Genomic DNA, 20877 nt, shown 5'->3' with positions numbered 1-20877 from the left:
CGCACGGTTTCCCCGTGCGGGTCTTTTTGTATCTGAAACAGGTTTCAAGCTTCCGGTGCAGTTCCCCGATTGCTACGCGCGGCGTAATTTGAAAGAGATAACGGCTTACGACGACACAGCTCACAATCGGGACGTCACGGTGCCAGCACGCAGGAAACTCTTCATCACGCCGACCCTTGCCTCCGTCATCGGCAGTTTCGTGCTGGTGACCGCGGCTGCGATCCTCTTCATCCAGGCCGTCACTTCTTCGGAAGTCGTCAGAAGAATGGGCGGTGAGTTGGTCGATATCGGCATGGATGCGGCCGAAACAGCGTTTGTCGAGCAGCTTCATGCCATCACCGAAACCGCCGAATTCACTCGACTGACCTATGAGCGCAAGGAACTGCCGGTCGATGATCCCGATCTCATCCTGTCTTACCTATACGGCGCACTCGCCCCGATGGAGCAGGTCTCCTTTCTGGTTCTGGTAGACGAAAATGGCGAAGGTGTTGATGTCGACAGGGGCGATGCGGACGGCAAGCTGCTGGGCGGCAACGTCAATCTGGCGAAGGATATTCCGATCCTGGTTCCCCTGGCGGAACGCGCGAAAAACCGGTCTGGCGCTTTCTGGAGCGAGCCGTTCTACATGCCGAACCGCGAGCACACCTATTACGTCTTTGTACGCCCGCTGCACGAGGGCAAGACCTACCGTGGCAGCCTGATGATCGGCATGTCGCTCGACAGAATGTCCGAGATCACCTGGCACGTTTCGACAGACGACATAACCGTCTTTCTCATGAAAGAGGGATCAGACGAAATCGTCGCCCATCCCGACCTTCACAAATCCTTCGATGACCTGACAGCAGAAATGCCCCTTCTGAATGTCGATCGTTTGCCCGATGCCTTTCTGGCCGGCTTCAAGGACATGCCCAGGGTCAAGAATGAGTCCTTCGATATTTCCGAGAAGCTGGCAGTCTATTCCGGCGCTGCCTCTGACGGCGCCGAACGGTTCGTGATCCTGGAGCAGAAGAACGAAAACCTTCTGGGTCTTCCGGTCAGGATCGGTGTTCACTTTCCTGCCGAGTACCTTGACCAGCCGCTGAAACAACTGCTGATGGCGCTACTTGTTGGCGGCGGACTGCTCATCCTGTCCCTGCTTGGCGCGGTTTTGCTCGCGAGACGGATTGCAAGACCGGTGCAACGTGCTTCGGTCGCGGCAAGAGAAGTGGCGGGCCTGAACTTTTCGACCGTAGCCCCGCTGCCTTCCAGCATCATCCGGGAACTGGACGACCTGTCCAAGGGCTTCAATGCCATGTTAGGCGGCTTGAAAGCCTTCAATCGCTACGTTCCAGGCACACTTGTCAGGAAACTTCTGAGCGAAGGCCGGGCGGATGCCCCGCCGGAAGAAAGGGAGGTTGCAGTGCTGTTCACCGACATTGCCGGCTTTACCTCCGCCTCCGAAGGCATGACGGCAACCGAAACAGCAGCCTTCGTCAATCATCACCTGTCCCTGCTCGGCGCCGAGATCACAAAGGAAGGCGGCACCATCGACAAATACATCGGCGACAGTGTCATGGCATTCTGGGGTGCTCCGGAACGGCTGGAAAACCCGGCAGAACCTGCGGCCCGTGCGGCAATCGGCATGGCCCGTGCCATCCGGGCAGACAACACGGCACGCGTTGCCCGCGGTGAAGCGCCTGTGCGTATTCGCATCGGCCTTCACATGGGCCCCCTCGTCGTCGGCGACATCGGCGCACCGGAGCGGGTCAACTACACGGTCATCGGCGACACGGTAAACGCCGCTTCCCGGCTGGAGAGCCTCGGCAAGGAGATCGACGGCGACGCCGATATTGTGATTCTCGTCTCCAGCGAGATCGCCAAACGTCTCGACAGCAGCATCGAGCAAGAAGCCATCGGACTGCACAAGGTCAAGGGTAAATCGGCAGCGGTCGAGGTCGTTCGGCTGCGTGGCTAGCTCCGAGCCGATCATCCATTGCAATCCTCACGGTTTCATCCGGTCACCCGTGCTTTGCCTCGCCACGTTATCAGGGTATGGGTATTGCGTCGAAATTCAGCACGCAGGCCAAGCACTTGCCCTTTAACAGGCGCCTTCACATCACGCCGACGCTCACGACGGTCATCGGTGGTTTTGTCTTCGTCACCGCAGCGCTTGTCCTGATCGTTCAGGCGGCCACGTCGGAAAAGGTCGTGCGCAACCTGGGCGGCTCGCTGATCAACTCGGGCATGCACTCGCTGGAGCAGGCCTTTTCCGCCCAGATAGAAGCCGTCGAGGAAGCAAGCTCCTTTACCGCGGCAGCGCTTTCCACCGGCAGCATCCTGTTGCGCCGTCCTCAGGAAGTCGCCGACTACATGTTCGGTGCGCTGTCGGCCATGGAGCATGTGTCCTTTGTCATCGTCGCCGACAGGAACGGCAATTTCATCCAGGTCGACCGGGGCCGTGCAGACGGAATTCTGGTACCGCAATTCGTGCCGAAGACGGACGAAACGCATGCCCTTGCGGGTCTGATTTCGTCATCAAGGGACAAGACAGCCCCTTTCTGGTCTGGGCCGGCTTTTTACCCTCAGCGCCAGCACACCTATATCGCTCACGTTCAACCGATCCTGTCCGAAGGCCCTGACGGCAGTGAATACGAAGGCCTCGTCCTGATGGCCATGTCCATGGAGCGCTTGTCGGAAGTCACAAGCGACATCTCCACCGGCCTGGTTCAGGTGTTCATGATCAACCCGCAGACCTACGGTCTGATTGCTCATCCTGCGTTGTCGGAGGTCTTCAACCTTCTGTCGCCGACAAGTCCGCTGATTGAACTCGAGAACGTCCCGGACACTTTTTTGCAAACCCTCAAATCGACCGAAACAGTCGATGCATCAGGCTACGGGATCCGCCAGGGACACGAAATGCGTGCCGGCTATGACGCCCTTGGCAACAAGCGGTTTGTCGTCCTCCAAAGCCCGGACCTCGGCCCGACGGGGTTGCCGATTGCCATTGGCGCCCATTTTCCGGCAGAGGTTCTTGAGCAGCCGCTTGAGCAATTGAGCGATGCGATACTGATCGGCATCGCCCTTCTCGGTCTGTCGCTGATCGGCGCCGGTTTTCTTGCCCACCGCATCGGCCAGCCGATCCGCCGGGCGGCACTTGGGGCAAGGGCCGTTGCGGATCTTGAACTGGATTCCGCCGAGCACCTGCCCGGCAGCTTCGTGCGCGAACTTGATGATCTCGCCAACGGGTTCAATTCCATGGTCAGCGGCCTGACCGCTTTCAGCCGGTACGTACCCAAAACACTGGTCAGGAAACTCCTGCGTGAAGGCCGGGCGTATGCACCGCCGGAAGAACGTGAAGTCGCGGTTATGTTCACCGACATTGCCGGCTTTACATCCGCCTCCGAAGGCATGACGGCAACCGAAACAGCAGCCTTCGTCAATCATCACCTGTCCCTGCTCGGCGCCGAGATCACAAAGGAAGGCGGCACCATCGACAAATACATCGGCGACAGTGTCATGGCATTCTGGGGTGCTCCGGAACGGCTGGAAAATCCGGCAGAGCCTGCGGCCCGTGCGGCAATCGGCATGGCACGTGCCATCCGGGCGGACAACACTGCACGCGTTGTCCGCGGTGAAGCCCCGGTGCGTATTCGCATCGGCCTTCACATGGGACCGCTTGTCGTTGGCGACATCGGCGCACCGGAGCGGGTCAACTACACCGTCATCGGCGACACGGTAAACGCCGCTTCCCGGCTGGAGAGCCTCGGCAAGGAGATCGACGGCAGTTCCGATGTGGTGATCCTCGTCTCCAGCGAGATCGCCAAGCGCCTTGGCAACACCGTTGAGTACCGGTCCATCGGCCAGCATCAGGTAAAAGGCAGAGTTGAGCCCCTGGAGGTTGTCCGGCTGATCGATTGACGCTCACCACGGGAGGAAGCGGTCAGCGTTGCCCAGCACTGGCTGTTCGGCTCAGAGGATCCTGTAGAGTGTCCGGTCACGCCTCAGAACGTGGTGGAACAGTACCGCGCCGATGTGAAGGGCAAACAGTGCCAGCAAAGCCCATGCGCTCCAGGAATGAGTGGCCGACAGTGTCCCCGCAATGTCTGGCGACTTGCCGATCGGGCTCCAGACCGGAACCAGGCCGAACCAGCTCAGCGGAAATCCATGAGCGTTTGTCGCCAGAAACCCGCTCACAGGCATGACGATCAAGAACAGATAGAGGAAGCCGTGAACGACGCTGGCCGCCAGTCGTTCCAGAGCCGGGCCCTCCTCCGCCGGCTTTCGGGCAACAAGCTTGTTGCCGACACGAACCAGCATCAGCCAGAGCACCAGAAAGCCGAAACTTTCGTGCAGCAGGTAGAAATCCAGGGACACATCGCTTTTCACGAACTTGATCACGTAGCCCAGTGGCCATGTCGCCAGAACCAAAGCGGCAATCATCCAGTGCAGGATCCTGGTGGTTCCGGCATGACGGCTTTCCGGTCCAAGGGGATGCGCATCGGTTCGCGAAGTTGTTTCCATGGAATTCAGCACTGTCATTGTCCTTTTTATGCCTTAACAGCCCGGGTTCGTTTTGCGCCCGGTTCTTTCACGGTCGGCTGCCCGTCAGGTTCGGGTAGATGGCAATCGTTGTCACCAGCGTTTGAACCTGTCACGAGCCCTGTCACCGTCTCTTGTTAGCTCATCCCCTTCCCTGCCCCCTGTGACCAGCGACACTGCCTGAAAAGCAGGTGCAAGTGGTCTTGGTACAAACCGGGGGAAACAACGCAAGGCGGCCCGGGTCCGGCAAGATCAGCGACAACGGATCCAGTATAAATCTGTCAGGCATTCCGGATGGCAAGAGCTTCGCAGGTCAGCGAAGACGGAAGAAGCAGAACCGCTCGACCAGCCGCAGAAGGTCTTTCTGCGAGCGGCAGTTGGCCTTGGCCATTGTATTCTTCAGGTGTTTTCTTGCAGTGTCGAGTGAGATGCCGCGCTCAACGCAATGTTGCGACAGATCCTGCCCGGACGCGATTGCGCCAACCACAAGCTCCTCGGAAGGTGTCAGGCGGAACAATCCGGCAAATTGCCTGATCTCAGATGGGTCCGGCCCACGCTGCATGTGGAGCGGAATACACAGGACAGCCAGCATCGAACCGCCACCACCTATTCCTCCGGGAACGGGCAGGAAGCGGACGCCGATCTGATGATCCGTTGTATCGGTGAGCGTAACGGTCTCGCCTGAAGGAACGCTCGAACGGAAGTGAAGGGCGTCCAGTGCAAGCGCAAGTCGCCGGTTCAAGGCCCTGTCCCGGAAGACAAGTCCCCGGCTGCTCATTTTCAGAACCTGTTCTTGCTGCAAGGCTTCGGCCTGATCGTTCGCGAAGACGATCCTGCCCCCTGCGGTCACCAGGATTATCCCTTGCCCGCGTGCTGTCAGGAGATTGCCGAGCGTTTCCGTATTCGCTTTTGCTTCAGCCAGTGTCAGATGGATCCGCAAGGCCTGCCGGGTATGGCCGAGGATGAGCTGCTGTGCCTCAAGCTGGTCTTTTTCCCAAGGCTCCTCGTCATAGAGAGAAAAGCCAAGCCAGCTCAAGCGATCGGGCATGGCGAGCTGGGCGCCAGTTACCTCGTAGAGTTCGAAAGGCAGCAGGTTCTCGTGATAGACGGGACTGGCCATCCGCTCTTCGTCGGTCCACAGGAGATCTCCGTGCAGAACTCTTCCGACCGGTGCATCCATGATGCGCGGATACCTGACATCAAGCTCTGCGTAAGTGCCCATGTAATCCTTGTGAAAATCAGGATCCATGCGAACCGTGACGAAGAGATCGTCCCCCGCATCTGTCAGGTTGTTGGAGAAGAAGTGACAACTCTTTGCCTGGAGAGCGTCTGTCACCTCTTCCATGGCCGGCTTCCAGAGCTCCGCCGTAACCGCGGCCTCATAAAGGCCCCGGATGGCAGCGTTCAGTCTTGCCTGGTCGACTTTCACCTTGCCCTCGCCGAATGGTTGCACCCTATGACGTATATTCAGCCAGAATCTATTTCAAGAATGTTATGTAGATCACAAAGTTTTCGTGCTCGGCGACTTTCCAAATTTTAACAAAAAACAAAAAAGCCGCCGGAGTTACCCGGCGGCTATATTCACCAAAGGTTGCTCTTTTTCCCTATCGCACCAGAATGTTACGGAACTGCCAGGGATCCTTGGTGTCGATATCTTCCTTGTAGAAGCCTGGCCGCCCCTCCAGCGGAGTCCAGTCCGTATAATAGCCTTTGACCGGCCCAAGATACGGCAGCTGAATTTCGAGGCAGCGCTTGTAGTCCATCTCGTCCGTCTCGACGATGCCGGCTTCCGGATTCTCCAACGCCCAGACCATTCCGGCCAGAACGGCCGAAGTCACCTGCAGACCGGTCGCGTTCTGATACGGCGCAAGGTCCCGGGCCTCCTCCACAGACAGCTGCGAGCCATACCAGTAGGCGTTCTTCTTGTGACCGTAGAGCAGGACGCCGAGTTCATCGATGCCGTCCTGCAGTTCACTTTCGTCGAGAACGTGCAGCGTCTCCTGAACCTTTCCTGCGGAGCCGAACAGTTCATGTAGCGAGAGTACGGCCACGTTCGCCGGATGATAGGCATAGTGGCATGTCGGGCGATAGCTGACCTTCTTGCCGTCGCCCACGGAGAAGTAATCGGCGATGGAGATCGCTTCATTGTGCGTGACGAGGAAGCCATATTGCGCGCCCGGCGTCGGGCACCAGGTCCGCACACGGGTGTTGGCGCCCGGCTGTTCCAGATAGATCGCCGCCTTGCAGCCCTTCTTGTGCTTCTTGGCGTTCGCAGGCTTCCAGGTTTCGTGCGTACCCCAGCCGAGTTCCGCAGGCTGGAAACCTTCGGACAGGAAACCTTCCACCGACCAGGTGTTCCAGAACTCGCCGAACGGTTTCGGTTCCTTGGCTCGCTGAGTGTCACGCTCGGCAATATGGATGCCCTTGACACCCACTTTCTTCATCAGCTTCGCCCAGCCCTTCTGGCTGGACGGTTCCTTGAACTTGACGCCGGTATCGGTCGCGATATCCACCAGTGCCTTCTTCACGAACCAGGAGACCATGCCAGGATTGGCGCCGCAGCAGGAAACTGCCGTAGTGCCGCCAGGATGTTTCTTCTTTTCGCGTCGTACGGCCTCACGCAGCGCATAATTGGTCCGGTCGGCAGCCGTTACGGTGTCGTCGAAGTAGAACCCCGGCCAGGGTTCGACCACCGTGTCGATATAGAGCACGCCAAGCTTGCGGCAGAGTTTCATCAGGTCCAGAGATGAAGTGTCGACAGACAGATTAACGACAAACCCCTGCCCCTCGCCCTCTGTGAGCAAAGGCGTGAGTATGTCCTTGTAGTTTTCAGGCGTCAGGGCGACTTTTTCAAACCGGTATCCCCGGTCGGTCACAAGCTTGGCATCGCCATCGACCGGGTCGATGACCGTGAACCGGTTCTTGTCGAAATTGAAATGACGCTCGATCAGCGGCAGTGTTCCCTTGCCGATGGAACCGAGACCGATCATCACAAGCGGACCGGTGATCGTTCCGTGAACGGCGCCTGCTGATGCAGTGGAACCTGCTTTCGGTTCAGCAGCCTTCGAAGCTGCTGCCTTCGGTGCAGAAGCTTTAGGAGCGGCTGTCTTCGCCTTAGAAGCATTCGCTGCTACCGGCTTCACCGGAGCTGCCTTTTTGGCAGCCGGCTTGGCCGCAGCCTTGGCCGGCGCTTTCGCAGCTGCAGGTTTCGGTGTCCTGCTTGTCGAAGATTTTGTGGCCGCCACAGACTTTGCGGGTGCCTTCACGTCAGCTGCCTTGGCGGCGGATGCGGACGGCTTCTTGGTTGCGGGTTTCGCAGCAGCAGGTTTTGCAGAAGCCGTTTTGGCCGAAGATTTTGCAGCAGCCGGTTTCGCGGCCGCCGGTTTCGCAGCAGCGGGTTTGGCGGGCGCGGCCTTGGCTGCAGCGGGTTTGGCGGGTGCAGCCTTGGCTGCTGCCGGCTTCGCGGACGATGATTTGGCAGGTGTCGATCTGGAGCTTGCCGGCTTTTCCGATGCGGCTCTGGAAGCAGGCGTACGCGATGTGGTCTTGCGCCGTGTTGTTGGCTTTGCGGCAGCTTTTACCGCCGGCTTCTTCGGCGCACCGTCGTTGGTGTCGTCGGTCATATGCGTAACTCCAATCCTATCCGATATGCCGCCCACATCGCTTCCAGAGGGTCCGGCCCGTTGGGAAATCCTTCAAACAGCAAAGCGCACTTATTGCGCCTTTGTTAGGTGTGGCTGGTTTCTGCAGGAATTTCAAGTCTTCTCGATGAAAGCCCGTTCAAGGAAAGACAAATGACCGTCTCAACCCTGTTATTTTTAAACAAACAAGCCTGTGCTTAAAAAACAAGAGACGGCGGCGAAAAACTTCGCCGCCGTCTCCAAGTCGAAAGCTTCAAATTGCTTGCGAAACCGAGAAGACGTCTTCCCGGGCAGCCGGTACTGCCATCGGATCCGGTACACCGGATGCCGAAAGCACACCCTCCAGGCCGTCAACGTGCCCTGGAGTGAACTCCAGTGCGAGGAAACGGTGATAGTCCACCGGTCCCGGCATCCCGACCTTGTCGAGAAGGCCCGCAGCAAAACCGAAGCGGGTATAATACGGCTGATCGCCGACCAGGATCACAGATCCATGGCCAAGCACGGCAGCCTGGTTGAGGGCGTGCCGCATCAGGCGGTCTCCGACCTTCAGTCCCCGGCAACCCGGATCGACGGCAAGGGGTCCGAGCAACAGGCTTTGCGAGCCGTTGCGGTCCGCCACAGACCAGAGCCTTACCGTGCCAACGAGCTTGCCAGATTCGTCGATTGCAGAAAATGCGAAGACCGGAAGCCGGCCTTCACGCAGACGCTCGGAGGTTTTCCTGAAGCGGTCCTCACCGAAACAAAGGTCAAGCAGACCCTCGCGGGCGCCGGTGTGATCCGGCGCCTCGTCCACAATATCAATCATGGCACTTGCCTCAGATGACGAAGGACGCCAGCGGCGCGAAGCCGTTGAAGCCGACCGTGGAATAGGTCGTGGTGTAGGCACCACAAGCCTCGATCAGCACCTTGTCGCCAATGGACAGGCTCACCGGCAGTTCGTACGGCGTCTTTTCGTAAAGAACGTCGACGCTATCGCAGGTCGGGCCGGCCAGCACGCAAGGTGCGGTGGTGTCGCCGTCGCGCGGGGTGCGGATCGGATAACGGATCGCCTCGTCCATGGTTTCGGCCAGACCGTGGAACTTGCCGATATCGAGATAGACCCAGCGCACTTCGTCGTTTGCGGATTTGCGGGAAATCAGCACGACTTCAGCTTCGATCATGCCGGCATTGCCGACCATGCCGCGGCCCGGCTCGATGATGGTGGACGGCAGACGGTTGCCGAAGTGCTTGCACAGCGCCTGGAAGATCGCTTCGCCGTATGTCGAAACGCCCGGGACGTCCTTCAGGTAACGGGTCGGGAAGCCCCCACCCATGTTGACCATTTTCAGTTCGATGCCGCGGAGCGCCATTTCCTGGAAAACGCCTGCTGCCATGGCGAGAGCGAGATCCCACGCCGTGAGGTTGGCTTGCTGGGAGCCGACATGGAAGGAAACGCCATGGGCGACAAGGCCGAGCCGGTGCCCGTGTTCGAGGACGTCGGGCGCCATTTCGGGGTCGCAGCCGAATTTGCGGGAGAGCGGCCACTCGGCGCCGACACCGTCGCACAGGACGCGGCAGAAGATTTTGGAGCCAGGGGCAACGCGGGCGATTTTTTCAACTTCTTCGACGCAGTCGACGGCGAAGAGGCGGACACCATACTGATAGGCACGCGCAATATCCTTCTCCTTCTTGATCGTGTTGCCGTAGGAAATGCGGTCGGCGGATGCGCCGGTTGCCAGCACCATTTCGATTTCGCCGACGGAGGCGCAATCGAAGGAGGAGCCGAGGCTTTCCAGGAGCGACAGGATTTCAGGTGCCGGGTTGGCTTTCACTGCGTAGTAGACGGAGGTGTCCGGCAGGGACTTGGCAAAAGCTTCAAAGTTGTCGCGCACGATGTCGAGATCGACAACAACGCACGGGCCATCTTCGTCACGTCGGCGGAGGAAATCGCGGATACGGTCGCTCATTGGGGGGCTCCCCTCTTTCTCAATCTCAGCCGCAGGCGCGCTAATCCTTGGCGTGCGCGCTGCGTTCACGTCACAGGGGGCTGCAATGCGCACCGGGCCTCCCCCGGGATGGAACCGGAGGCCGGGTTGACTGCAGCGACGGTTGGGCTATGCGACTGCCAAGCAGCACAAAGCTTTCCCGCGTCGGGAAATGCCGTTGATTGGATCGGGAGAACCGAACCGCACGTCGGGCAATGATGTAACAAGTGCCTCTTCAGTGACGCCGGAGGTTGGAAACCCCGGCAGAGACCAAAAAAGCCCTCTTACGTCGTTGCTTTAAGCCGTCCGGATCTCAACTGCCCCGCCCCTTGGCGGATTGTCTGGCAGCGGCCCCTTAAGAGATGTCTTGTTGAACATCCCATGGACGACCACGGGCACGTGCGAATTTGGGCAAGGCGTATATGCGCCCGTTCGCCCCCCGATGCAATAGGAAATTTTCAGTTGCAGAAGGTTTTTTTTTCACGCTGAACCGGACGAGTGGTCTTCAGAGCCGAAAGCCTTGCCCCGCCTTAACTATTTGCTAAAAATTGTGACAGTCCCGGCAGACGTTTCGCGGTGCCTTGCACGGTCCCTTGGATGCCGACCGGCATTGACTTGCCAGCCCTCGAGGGTCAGACAGCAAATCACCACTTACCGGACAAAACGGACCGCTCGGGAAAGGCCAGCGCATGAAGATCGGAAAGCTAGACCACGTCAATCTTCGCACCACGCGGCTCGACGAACTGATCGCCTGGTATGGCGACATTCTCGGGATGGAACCCGGACCGCGTCCCGATTTTCCCTTTCCAGGCGCCTGGCTCTACGCGGGTAACGATGCTGCCATTCATCTGGTCGGCGTTGAGGGGCCGGAAGCGACCGGATCCGAAGCAAAGCTGAAACTGGAACATTTCGCCTTTACCGCTTCCGGCCTGGAAGCTTTCGAAGCAAGACTGAACGAGCGCGGCGAACGTTATCGCCGCTCCGTTCAGCCCGGCACGGGGACGGTTGCCATCAATGTCTGGGACCCGGACGGCAACCATATCCATGTCGACTTCACCCCGGAAGGCTGACGACCGGATCGAAACTCCCGGATCGCCCTCAAAAGGCTTCGAAGTGGATCCGCTCCTGCGAAACACCGAGCTGTTCGAGCCCGGACTTCAGATCAGCCAGGAAGGCAGACGGACCGCACAGGAAGTATTGCGTCTGCAGTAGGGGTGACAAGTCCAGCAGATCTTGTGCCGTTATCCGGCCGACCGCATCATAATCCTGACCTGAAACGTCCGAAGGCTGCGGGCGGCTATAACGGATCTCGTGCTGAATGTTCGGCCTCCCCGCCGTCAGGCTTTCGACTTCCTGCCGGAAGGGATGATGATCACCATCCCTGACACTCTGGACGAACCACACGGGCCGGCTCCCATCCTCACCTGCCAGATGATGCAGCATGCTCAGGAGCGGCGTGATACCGATGCCCGCACTTGCCAGCACCACCGGGTCTTTCGTCTCCGGCAGCGCAAAATCACCAGCCGGCCTTCCAGCGTCTATGTATCCGCCAACCTGAAGCACATCATGCAGGAGACGCGAGACAAGTCCGTTCGGCTCGCGCTTCACGGATATTCGATAGCGGCCTTCGGACGGATCGCCGGATAGCGAATAGCTTCGCTGGATCTTGCCGTGGCCGGCAGGAAGGCTGAGTTCGATCGGCAAATGCTGACCGGCCTTGAACGAAGGCAAAGCTCCCTCGTCGCGAGCCTCGAACACGAACGACGTCACGTCGGAACTTTCCCGGATTTTCTCGGCGAGCCTCAACGACCGGATTGCCGATGCATCCTTCTGCCAGCGCAAATGCAAGACCGACGTCAGTTCAACGATTTCGTCGACCTCGAAGGACACGAGTTGACGTGCACCAGGCACTTTCGCCACTTCTTCCTTATCCCAAACGATCGTTGCCCGACCGGTCACCTGCAACAGGCTGCCGCTTGCAAAATCCAGGAACAACAGCCCTGTTCTCGCATCCGCCAGAATGTTGCCAAGCGTGTTGTAGAACCTGTTGCCAGCATAGTCGGGGAAGATCAGCCGACGATCATCCAGAACATGCACGAAGCCGCGTTCACCACCCCGGTGAGACACGTCCATGCCGAAGGCCTCGTCATCGCCCTCTCCCCGGTAGCCGGTTGCGATGAAAAACGTATCGGCAGACCTGATCCACGCCGTTTGCGTAGCACTCAGACGCGATCCACGAACGGCTTCTCCCGAGACAGCTTCCGTGCTCCAGCGCACATCCCGTGCCCGGATATATTGCGGGCAATTTCCGAACGACTGCCCGACAGCAAACCGGAACCCGTCACCCCCTGCGGAGGCGACTGTCCCGTTGACGCGATTGCGCCGCCGGGTCGCAAGTTCGATCCCGATGAACCCGACATCCGCGCCTTCGACAAATGCCTCTTCCAGGGCGTCTCCTGCGACAGGACGCGCTGAAATCGTCAACGACCCGGGATCGGGTGAGCGTACAAATCCGGGCCAGCCCTCCAGCACTGTCGCCCAGGGGCGACCGGCAGCATCGCGTGCCGAGGCGATCATGAATGGCTGGTCCTCGTAGAAGGCCCGATGCTGATCCGGCATGAAGCCGCGGATGGCACCACGCGCCCATCGCTCCACGTCCCTGTCGCCAAGTAGTTCCTGCACCTGGCGTTCGCCGTCATGAAACGGAGAAGGGATGACCGTCCGGTTTGCAGTCTCATCGATCTCAGCCATCGTCAAATCCTCTCGGTACCTTCAGGAACGCCAGACGCAGGCCCTTGCTCGCAAGGACCTGCAGTTCGGGGAAACGTTACGCGGCAAGGCCTGCCTTGGTCGCCGGCATGGCCACAAAGCCCGGCAAGGCCTCGATACGCTTCAAAAGACCGCGGATGCGCGGATAGGGTTCCAGCGAAACGTTGCCTTCCGGCGCATGCGCCGTGTAGCTGTAGATGGCGATGTCGGCGATCGTCGGCCGGTCGCCAACGAGCCACTCGCGGCCATCGAGATGGGCTTCCAGATTATCGAAAGCCACCTTGGCGACAGACTTCGCGCGTTCCGGATCAAGCGGCCGTCCGAAGACCGTGATCAACCGCGCCGCACCCGGGCCGCTTGCAAGTTCACCGGCGGCAAAGGCCAGGAAGCGATGGACTTCCGCTTCCAGATACGGATCTGTCGGCAGCCAGTCCGGCGCATATTTGCGGGCCAGGTAGACGAGGATCGCGTTGGAATCCGAGAGCACGGTCGGACCATCTTCGATGACCGGAACCAGGCCCACCGGATTGAGTTTCAGGAACGGATCGCGTTTGTGCTCGCCATTGGCCAGGTCGACCTCGACCAGCTCGTAATTGATGCCGGTGAGGCTGGAAAAGAGTTCCACCCGGTGGCAGTGACCGGAGAGCGGAAAACGGTGGATCTTGATTGCGTTGGACATCGCCAGCTTCCTCTTGCCTTGAAGGATCTTTCTGCGGCCGAAGCGTCTTTGTCCGGTCCGCTGCCTGCAATATGCCTCCTGCCTTGAATAGAAATAATCTTCGAATTCATTCAATGATTATGTACAAATAAGGGATAATTAGTTGATGAGAGCAGGATCCGCCGAGGACAATAGTGATGGACAAGATCGAAACCATGCGAGCCTTCATCGCCGTCGCGCAGGAAGGATCCTTCACAAGCGCGGGGCGACGGCTGGGCCTGTCGACCAAGCTTGTCAGCAAATATGTCCAGCATTTGGAAGGCCAGTTGAAGACCCAGCTTTTCAACCGGACCACGCGCAGTGTGTCCCTGACCGACGTCGGCGCAGCCTATCTGGAGCATTGCCGGCCGATCCTGGAGCAGATCGATGATCTGGATTCGCTTGTGCGTGAACGTCAGGGCGCCCTGGCCGGCCAGATCAGACTGACGGCCCCGACCGGCTTCGGCAGCACGAGGCTGAGCGAGGCGCTTGTCCCTTTCCTGCGCAAGCATCCGGATGTCGAGGTGGATATGCGCCTGACCGATCACCGGCTTGCCCTGGTGGAGGAAGGTCTCGATCTGGCGATCCGCATCGGAGCCTTGCGGGATTCCACCCTGATCGCTCGCAAGCTGGCCGGCATGCCGCTGGTTCTTTGTGCCTCACCGGATTATCTGAAGCGGCACGGCAGACCGCAGGACCCAAGAGCCCTTTCAACCCATGTCTGCCTTGTCGACAGCAATCAGACCGAACTCAACACCTGGCGGTTTCATTCCGGGGATGAAGAGCAGGTCATCCGGCTGCATGGTGCCGTCCGCTCCAACTCGCCCGGAGCCCTGGCCCGTATGGCAATGGGCGGTCTCGGCCTCACCATCGCGCCGCTCTATGCCATCGAGGACGCCCTGGCAGACGGACGGCTTGAGCACGTGCTGCCGGAATACAAGACCGACACGTTCGGCCTCTATGCACTCTACCCACCCAACAGGCACCTGACCCGCCGTGTGCGTGCACTGCTCGATCATCTGGCCGCAGTGTTCAGTTCCCGCTGGCCGGACTGACGGCAGGCGGCTTCACTGGAAAGGAGAGCTCGAAGGTTGCGCCACCGGCACCCGGCAGCAGTCGGATCGCTGCACCATGGGCCTTCAAGAGCGCCTGGACGATGCCAAGCCCCATGCCGGTGCCCCCGCTTTGCCGCCGGGTGGTGAAGAAGAGTTCAAAGACCTGGTTCTGATTGCCTTCGGAAATGCCCTCACCATCGTCTTGCACCTGAACTGTCAGGCCTTTCTCGTCGGGCACAGCAACAATCGATACCCTGGACGCGGCGTGGCGACGGGAGTTGTCGATCAGGTTTTCAAAAACAATCCGGGCGTTTTCCGCCGACATCGGCAAATCCGCCTCGCCGGACAGGTCGATTTCGAGTCCTTCGAAACGCCTCCTGAGCGCGGTGACAACCTCGCTCAGCCGGCAACTCCCGCCGATCTCGACGCTGTCGGCTCGGGCGAGATCACGAAGCCGGTTCAAGAGCTTCGAGGCACGTTCGGTATCGTGCAGGATATTGCTCAGGAACTTCTCCCTGTCCGCATCGCTCAGCTCCGCCCCTTCATCCTTCAACAGCTCCGCCGCTCCCTGGATAGAGGTCAGCGGCGTTTTCAATTCGTGGGTCACGTGGTTGGCGAAGGTGGAGATATAGTCATTCCGATCGAACAGCTTGCGCGACATGTCCAGCATGCTTTCTGAAAGTGCATGGATCTCGCGGTTGCCATGAATGGCAAGCGGCACCAATGCCTCCCGCTCGCCATTACCGATCGCCAGAGAACGTCGGGTCAGTGCCTTGATCGGTCCGGTGATGGCGCGTGCGAAAATGAACCCGACGACAAAAGTCGCAGCCAGCACAAAGACCACGACCCAGAAGACGGCCTCGCGCTTAACGAACATTTCCTTGAGGATGTTGCTGGGCGTGCGCGAGGCATAGACAACGCCCGCGACCCGGTCGCTCACGATAATCGGCATCGCGACAAAAACGCGAACGCTGGTTCCCCGGCTGATGGAATAGATCGGCTGCGGATTGTCGACGATGCGCTCGCGCAGCGCACTGGCATAATGCCCCGAAAGCGCTCTTTTGATCTCCTCCACATGGGCAAGCGACAGGCCGATATCCTCACGCCCGGCGATGATCACACCATTGAAATCCAGCACCCGGAAACCGGCCAGGGTCTTCTTCTGAGTTTCCTGCAGGATGCGGTCCACGGCTTGTCCGGCACTCAGGTATTCGAGAAGCGGTGGTTCGGCAGCCGGCCGTGGCGCCCCTCTCCCGGGCAAGACCGTCGTGCGCGTGAGATCGAGTTCCGGAAGTTGCGGCGTCCAGCTTCCGCCCGGGTTTCGCAGATAGATGCTGCGACTGCCTGGCACCACCGTAGCCTTCGCAACCTCCGGCCCCAAAGGCAGGTCGGCGCCACCGATCTCCTCAAGGCGCTGCGCCATTGCCGCGGCAATTGCCGCCGACTGCCCGATCAGCTCCGCTTCTGTCGTCTCGATGAGCTGGTTTTCATAGACGCGAAAGAAAGCGACACCTGCGAGAGGCACCAGCAGCATGATGCCAAGAACCCCCGCCACCACGAGCGACAGCGGCGGACGCCATTTGTCTCGGAAGGTGCGCGACAGGATCATCCGCCGTTTCCATTCTCGACGCGGCAGGGCCCAAGCCGGAATCCGACGCCGTGCACGGTCTCGATGGCATCGCCGCATCCAACGGTTCCAAGCTTGGCGCGGATGTTGCGGATGTGGCTGTCGATGGTGCGATCGGAGACGTGGATATTGTCCCGGTAGGCATTCTGGAGGATCTGCTCGCGGGTAAAGACGATCTTCGGCCGGGCCAGCAGGGTGGCCAGGATATCGAACTCGATGGCCGTGAGCGTGACAGGCGTTCCACCGACTGTCACATGGCGCTGCGACCGGTCAAGTTCGACCGCACCGAAACGCAGCGCAGGCAGGTCTTCAACCGTTTCGGCTGCCGCGGGTGTGCCATAGCGCTTCAGGATCGCGCCGACGCGGGCGATCAGTTCGCGCGGGCTGAAAGGTTTGGTCACATAGTCGTCGGCACCCAGTTCCAGGCCGACGATCCTGTCGATCTCGTCATCGCGTGCCGACAGAAACAGGATCGGCACCTCCGACGTGCGGCGCAGGTGTCGGCAGACGTCCAGCCCGTCCATTTCCGGCAGGCCGATGTCCAGAACGATCAGGGACGGATTGCATAAAAGCGCCTTGTCGAGCGCTTCCTTCCCGTCAGCGGCAACTTCGAACACATAGGACGCTTTTTGAAGCGCGAAACAGATGACGTCCCGGATATGCGGGTCGTCATCGACAACAAGAATGGTTTGACCTGGCAAATGTCTCTTCCCGAAAAATGGCTCCCGCAGTTGCCTGCGGGAGCGTTACCAATAGCGAAGCACGGATCAGGTTTCCAGCCACCAACCATCCCGGCGCAACGTGCGGGGCAAGGCAAGATCCAGCTCGCCAGACGCAGCTTCCTCATCGCGTGACCGGAACCCGCGAACCCTTTCCCGCAACTTGCGGAAGCTATTTGCCAGTTGAAGCCGGAACCGGGCAGCCACAGCCAGGAGGACCAGCATCACTCCCAATATGCCTTCCGGCTCCGGCGCGGAACTGCCGGAAAGGTTCAAGGACGGATAGGCATTGGTCGAAACGCCTGCAACTTGCGGCAAGGGCACGTTTCGGTGAGAGGCGGTCGCCGGTGCGCCGTTCACCACCTTTTCAGAGACGGCGACAAAGGACGTGAACCGGGTCTGAAGCGAATAGGTCAGGCCCAGATCGACGATTTCCTGCTTCAGTTGCGTGTCGGTGCTGCCGCCGATCGTATAGGCGCGCTCCTTGTCGAAAATCTGCTCGCGCGCCCAGATCAGCGGCAGGGCCCGACTGGAAACCGCACTGCCGTCGACAGAAGACTTCAGGTCGATTTCAAGCGGCAGTCTGGCAGCATGTCCGTTGACCAGACCGTTGATGAAAATCGTGTGCTTGCCGCCGGCAGCGTATCGCCCCATCACGCGCACCGAGCCGCCTTCGAACAGATCGGGTATCCTGGCCGGGCTCTGTCCCTCGACCTTGAGACCGTTCCAGTCGATGGTGATGTCTGTCAGGAGCGGTGTCTTCAGGTTTGCGGCAAGGCTTTCCGCCGCTTCGCCCGCATCTTCTCCCAAAGCCACATAGCGGGCATAGCCCCTGCCCTCTGTGGCCATCGCATCCAGCAGGAACCGGTTGACCGAGTTGCCGACGCCGAAGGCATAGATACGCGCCTTGCCGATACGGCTCGCGACACTCGAGATCACGGTCGCCTCGTCGCCGATGTAACCGTCGGTCAGAAAGACAACGATACGGGTGGTGTTTTCCGGCTGCGCTTGATCGAAGGCGGTGTTTACGGCCTGGTTGATTTCCGTCCCGCCACCGGTCGAAAGACCAGCCACGAACTTCAAGGCCTGCCGCTTGTTTCGCTCCGTTGCCAGAACAGCATTTCCGGCAAATTGGGAGGTGTTATTGGAAAAGCGGAGGATGCGGAAATAGTCATCAGAGCGCAGAGACTTGATCGCTGCCGTCATGAAGGTCTTGCTCGCTTCGATCGGCTGCCCGCTCATGGACCCGGATGTATCCAGCACGAAGACAAGCTCGCGCTGGCCAATCATGTCTTCAGCCGGCAGTTTCGGCGGCTCGATCAGCAGCGAAAAATAGCCCCCGCCATCGGCTTCGTACCGGGACGAGACACCGGCAGCAACATTGCTCTGTGCGGCAAGCTCGTAACGCAAAACGAAGTCCCGATTGTCGATGGCCCTGCCGGACTTGAAGCGAACTGTCCGCATTTCGCCCTGGCTTGAAACCTCCAGTGCATGGGTATCGCTCGACAGCCGCGAGACAGGCATCGGTGCCTTGAGAGCAAGTTCCAGCGACACCCGCCTCGGATCGATTTCCTTCGGAGCATTCTGCCCGATGACCTCCGGATAGGCCGGAAGCTTGTCGATCTGCCAGCCGGAGACTGTTTCACTGTGCTTGAAGGCAGCAGGTTTCGCAAAGACGGGCACATCGCTCGCATATTCAGTATCGCCGTATCCGGGACTGTCGTCCTCCGGCACTCGCTTGTCCGCGATGTTTTGCGAAGGCTTCAGGGCGGCTTGCGCGCCCAGTCCTTCGTAACGCGGCCCCACCACCATCGGCATCACCAGCTCATAGGCGCCGTCGATCTTGGGGACGGTCTGGGCGTATTCCAGTGTCACCTTCACCGGGCGACCGGGCATCAGATGCGCAATATCCTGGGTGAACATATTGGGCCGGTGCTGCGTCAGAAGGGCAGCGGCCTTGCCTTCCCGTTTCGCCTTCTCGAAGGTTGCCCTGGCATCTTCCTTCTTCTTCATCCGGGCCACGATGGTCTCGCCGTCGAGATCCATCCGCATGGCGTAGATGGCGGCCTTCTGGTTCAGCGGAAACAGATAGGTCGCGTTAAGTGGCAGCTTGGTCGGGTTCAGGAAGGTCTGCGTCAGTTCCACATGGGCAACATCGCCGTCAACCTCGACCCTGTAATCGGCCTTCAGAAGCGGCAGATGGATCTCCTTGCCATCGGCTGTGGCGACCACGGTGCCGGACAGATCGTCGAGGTCTGGCTCGGCTGAAGCCGGCAGTGCTGAAAGGGTGCCAAAGACGATAGCCAGCGAGGCTGCCAGAGTGGCTTTCAGAGAATTGGCAGACGCCAATGGGGACAGGAACGTCATATGCGTTTCTCCTTTTGGGCAGGGAAATTACCGGAAGTGCGGGTGTTGAGATCGAGCGCAGCCCCTGCGGCGGCCTCAAAGGCGGCGCGTTTCGGCTCGTCCAGAGTCCACGGGGTAATTCGCTGAATGCTGGTCCAGGTGGTGCCGGGCCGTTTCAGCCACAGCCAGATCGCCTCGGCGATGTTGTGGGTCGTCTCGCCGGTGCTCGAAGTAAAGGTAACGGCAACGCGCCAGTCCCCACCGGTTTCCGACCGGGCCCGGTAGAGCGCTGTCGGAACCGGTTCGAAACGGCTGCCGACAAAGGTCACATCGAAGCCCATCCCGCGCAGGCAATCGTCCGGGGCGTGCAGATGGCGCAGCGGCGAAGAGGTGTGCACGAGCGTCAGTGCCATCGGCCCGTAGCGCCGCTTCTGGGCGTGGCCACCGTATTGCCGGAAATATTGCTCCTCGATCGGCAACAGCGCTTCATCGACACCGACCTCACCTGCCAGTGTCAAAGGCAGCGGCTGAGGCCGGGATGAAGCCGAGACATCAAGCGCGTGCCTCGGCAGGCTGACGATGAACAAGGCAAGGCTCAGGAACACCAGAGCAGACATCTTCTGCAAGGGCCGCGACATCACCGGCAAGCTGAAGACAGCCCGGGCAGCGCGCCACTCAGCAGGACGTGGCTTGTAGAACGCCAGCACCGGTGCCATCGACAGAAGAAGCGTCAGATAACCGATAATGTCGTGAAGCGGCTGCGCCATGACATCGGCCTCCAGGACACTTTCCGGATAGGCAATGCCGACGGCAAGCAAAGCGATGCGCAGAGAATTGCCGATGAGAGCAAGTCCGAGCGTGATGCCAATCCAGAGTACGGCAGTCAGCAGGTTCGGCCGGTAAAGCGCAGTCAGGATGACCAGAAAGGCCATGGCGAGCATCAGCCCGGATGTGCCCGAGCAAGGCAGGTCCACCAGAACGTCCTTGCCGGCAAGTCCGATCCGGATGCCTGAGCACGAGAGATCCGAAAAGAAGAGGCCGAGACCGCCGCAGGAAAGCTTGGCCGACAGTTCCTACAGCGGATAGCCGAGCAGCCGTTGCAGAATGCGCTCGACCGGCAGAGTGAACAGAAACAGGACGGACAGCCAGAAGGGGGAAACGGCTCTCTGCCTCTCCCCTGTCCGCAAAAGGGTAGCGAGCGCGAAGACATCAATTGCCAGCGCCACCCCGCCGATCACGTTGATCCCCAGAACCTGGCTCGCCAGCCGGATCAGCGCCGCCGCCAACAGGAGCAGCACTGCCATTTGCCGGTGCCCGATCGAATTCTGCCGAACCGGGCTCGTCATCGACCAAAGCACCAGGGCTGCCACCGCGACCAGATAGAGCGCGCCGGTCGATGGGTAGGACGGGTCAGTCCATGTGCCGATCAGCCAGCGCAGCGGCTCGTAGGCAAGGATCAGCGAGGCCAGGAGGAAGGCCAGTGAGGTCGGGGAAGAGGTTGCCAGGCGGGTCATGGCACCTGTTGTGCCAAGCCCGCTTGC

Annotated in this window: 17 protein-coding genes; 5 read left to right on the top strand and 12 right to left on the bottom strand. The window is 59.9% G+C overall.

The window, feature by feature from the left end:
* Positions 1 to 139: 139 nt before the first annotated feature.
* Both FIV05_RS17340 and FIV05_RS17335 read left to right on the top strand, forming a co-directional pair.
* Positions 140 to 1954 (top strand): adenylate/guanylate cyclase domain-containing protein, encoded by a 1815-nt coding sequence (locus FIV05_RS17340; RefSeq protein WP_152510428.1) that lies wholly within the window; start codon positions 140 to 142, stop codon positions 1952 to 1954.
* A gap of 116 nt (positions 1955 to 2070) precedes the next feature.
* Positions 2071 to 3897: an adenylate/guanylate cyclase domain-containing protein gene (locus tag FIV05_RS17335; RefSeq protein ID WP_209009688.1), complete on the top strand. Its 1827-nt coding sequence runs from the start codon at positions 2071 to 2073 to the stop codon at positions 3895 to 3897.
* A 51-nt stretch (positions 3898 to 3948) separates the two neighbouring features.
* On the opposite strand, the gene FIV05_RS17330 is transcribed toward FIV05_RS17335, so the two are convergent.
* From FIV05_RS17330 to FIV05_RS17320, 3 genes are all read right to left on the bottom strand, one after another.
* Positions 3949 to 4419, bottom strand: a complete 471-nt coding sequence (locus FIV05_RS17330; RefSeq protein ID WP_286202310.1) for a cytochrome b/b6 domain-containing protein — start codon at positions 4417 to 4419, stop codon at positions 3949 to 3951.
* Between the two features lie 412 nt (positions 4420 to 4831).
* The gene (locus FIV05_RS17325) at positions 4832 to 5947 is read right to left on the bottom strand and encodes a hypothetical protein (protein WP_152510426.1); all 1116 of its coding nucleotides are present in this window, start codon (positions 5945 to 5947) and stop codon (positions 4832 to 4834) included.
* Positions 5948 to 6122: 175 nt separating this feature from the next.
* Positions 6123 to 7508, bottom strand: coding sequence for a homospermidine synthase (locus FIV05_RS17320; protein ID WP_152511964.1), 1386 nt, complete (start codon positions 7506 to 7508; stop codon positions 6123 to 6125).
* A gap of 286 nt (positions 7509 to 7794) precedes the next feature.
* Here FIV05_RS17320 and FIV05_RS31625 point away from each other — a divergent pair, with 286 nt between their 5' ends.
* The gene (locus tag FIV05_RS31625) at positions 7795 to 8316 is read left to right on the top strand and encodes a hypothetical protein (protein WP_173013724.1); all 522 of its coding nucleotides are present in this window, start codon (positions 7795 to 7797) and stop codon (positions 8314 to 8316) included.
* A gap of 96 nt (positions 8317 to 8412) precedes the next feature.
* On the opposite strand, the gene FIV05_RS17315 is transcribed toward FIV05_RS31625, so the two are convergent.
* Both FIV05_RS17315 and FIV05_RS17310 read right to left on the bottom strand, forming a co-directional pair.
* On the bottom strand, positions 8413 to 8964 hold the full coding sequence (locus FIV05_RS17315; RefSeq protein ID WP_152510425.1) for an N-acetyltransferase: 552 nt from the start codon (positions 8962 to 8964) through the stop codon (positions 8413 to 8415).
* A 10-nt stretch (positions 8965 to 8974) separates the two neighbouring features.
* Complete coding sequence (locus FIV05_RS17310; RefSeq protein WP_023000938.1) at positions 8975 to 10105, bottom strand: type III PLP-dependent enzyme; 1131 nt, start codon at positions 10103 to 10105, stop codon at positions 8975 to 8977.
* Between the two features lie 707 nt (positions 10106 to 10812).
* On the opposite strand from FIV05_RS17310, the gene FIV05_RS17305 reads away from it, so the two are divergent.
* The gene (locus tag FIV05_RS17305; protein WP_055654985.1) at positions 10813 to 11193 is read left to right on the top strand and encodes a VOC family protein; all 381 of its coding nucleotides are present in this window, start codon (positions 10813 to 10815) and stop codon (positions 11191 to 11193) included.
* Positions 11194 to 11221: 28 nt separating this feature from the next.
* Here the strand turns inward: FIV05_RS17305 and FIV05_RS17300 are convergent, their stop codons facing one another.
* Positions 11222 to 12874, bottom strand: a complete 1653-nt coding sequence (locus tag FIV05_RS17300) for a pyridoxamine 5'-phosphate oxidase family protein (protein WP_152510424.1) — start codon at positions 12872 to 12874, stop codon at positions 11222 to 11224.
* A gap of 76 nt (positions 12875 to 12950) precedes the next feature.
* Complete coding sequence (locus FIV05_RS17295; protein ID WP_152510423.1) at positions 12951 to 13571, bottom strand: glutathione S-transferase; 621 nt, start codon at positions 13569 to 13571, stop codon at positions 12951 to 12953.
* Positions 13572 to 13747: 176 nt separating this feature from the next.
* Between FIV05_RS17295 and FIV05_RS17290 the strand changes: the two genes are divergently transcribed.
* Positions 13748 to 14644, top strand: a complete 897-nt coding sequence (locus tag FIV05_RS17290; RefSeq protein WP_023000934.1) for a LysR family transcriptional regulator — start codon at positions 13748 to 13750, stop codon at positions 14642 to 14644.
* Here the strand turns inward: FIV05_RS17290 and FIV05_RS17285 are convergent.
* The 5 genes from FIV05_RS17285 to FIV05_RS31780 all read right to left on the bottom strand — a co-directional run bounded on the left by FIV05_RS17285 (position 14622) and on the right by FIV05_RS31780 (position 20850).
* On the bottom strand, positions 14622 to 16253 hold the full coding sequence (locus FIV05_RS17285; protein ID WP_152510422.1) for a histidine kinase dimerization/phospho-acceptor domain-containing protein: 1632 nt from the start codon (positions 16251 to 16253) through the stop codon (positions 14622 to 14624). The genes FIV05_RS17290 and FIV05_RS17285 overlap by 23 nt on opposite strands.
* The gene (locus FIV05_RS17280; RefSeq protein WP_152510421.1) at positions 16250 to 16972 is read right to left on the bottom strand and encodes a response regulator transcription factor; all 723 of its coding nucleotides are present in this window, start codon (positions 16970 to 16972) and stop codon (positions 16250 to 16252) included. Before FIV05_RS17280 ends, FIV05_RS17285 begins: the two co-directional genes overlap by 4 nt.
* A gap of 66 nt (positions 16973 to 17038) precedes the next feature.
* Positions 17039 to 19357 (bottom strand): VIT and VWA domain-containing protein, encoded by a 2319-nt coding sequence (locus FIV05_RS17275; protein ID WP_152510420.1) that lies wholly within the window; start codon positions 19355 to 19357, stop codon positions 17039 to 17041.
* A complete protein-coding gene (gene xrtT / locus FIV05_RS17270; RefSeq protein WP_209010074.1) occupies positions 19354 to 20406 on the bottom strand; it encodes an exosortase T in 1053 nt (350 codons plus the stop codon). The genes FIV05_RS17275 and xrtT overlap by 4 nt, the downstream gene beginning before the upstream one ends.
* A 3-nt stretch (positions 20407 to 20409) precedes the next feature.
* Positions 20410 to 20850 (bottom strand): hypothetical protein, encoded by a 441-nt coding sequence (locus tag FIV05_RS31780; protein ID WP_209009687.1) that lies wholly within the window; start codon positions 20848 to 20850, stop codon positions 20410 to 20412.
* Between the last annotated feature and the right edge of the window lie 27 nt (positions 20851 to 20877).

The organism is Labrenzia sp. THAF191a (genome assembly GCF_009363335.1).
GTDB lineage: Bacteria > Pseudomonadota > Alphaproteobacteria > Rhizobiales > Stappiaceae > Roseibium > Roseibium algicola.
Note: the sequence above shows the minus strand (reverse complement) of the source record. Positions and strands in the feature narration are given on the sequence as shown.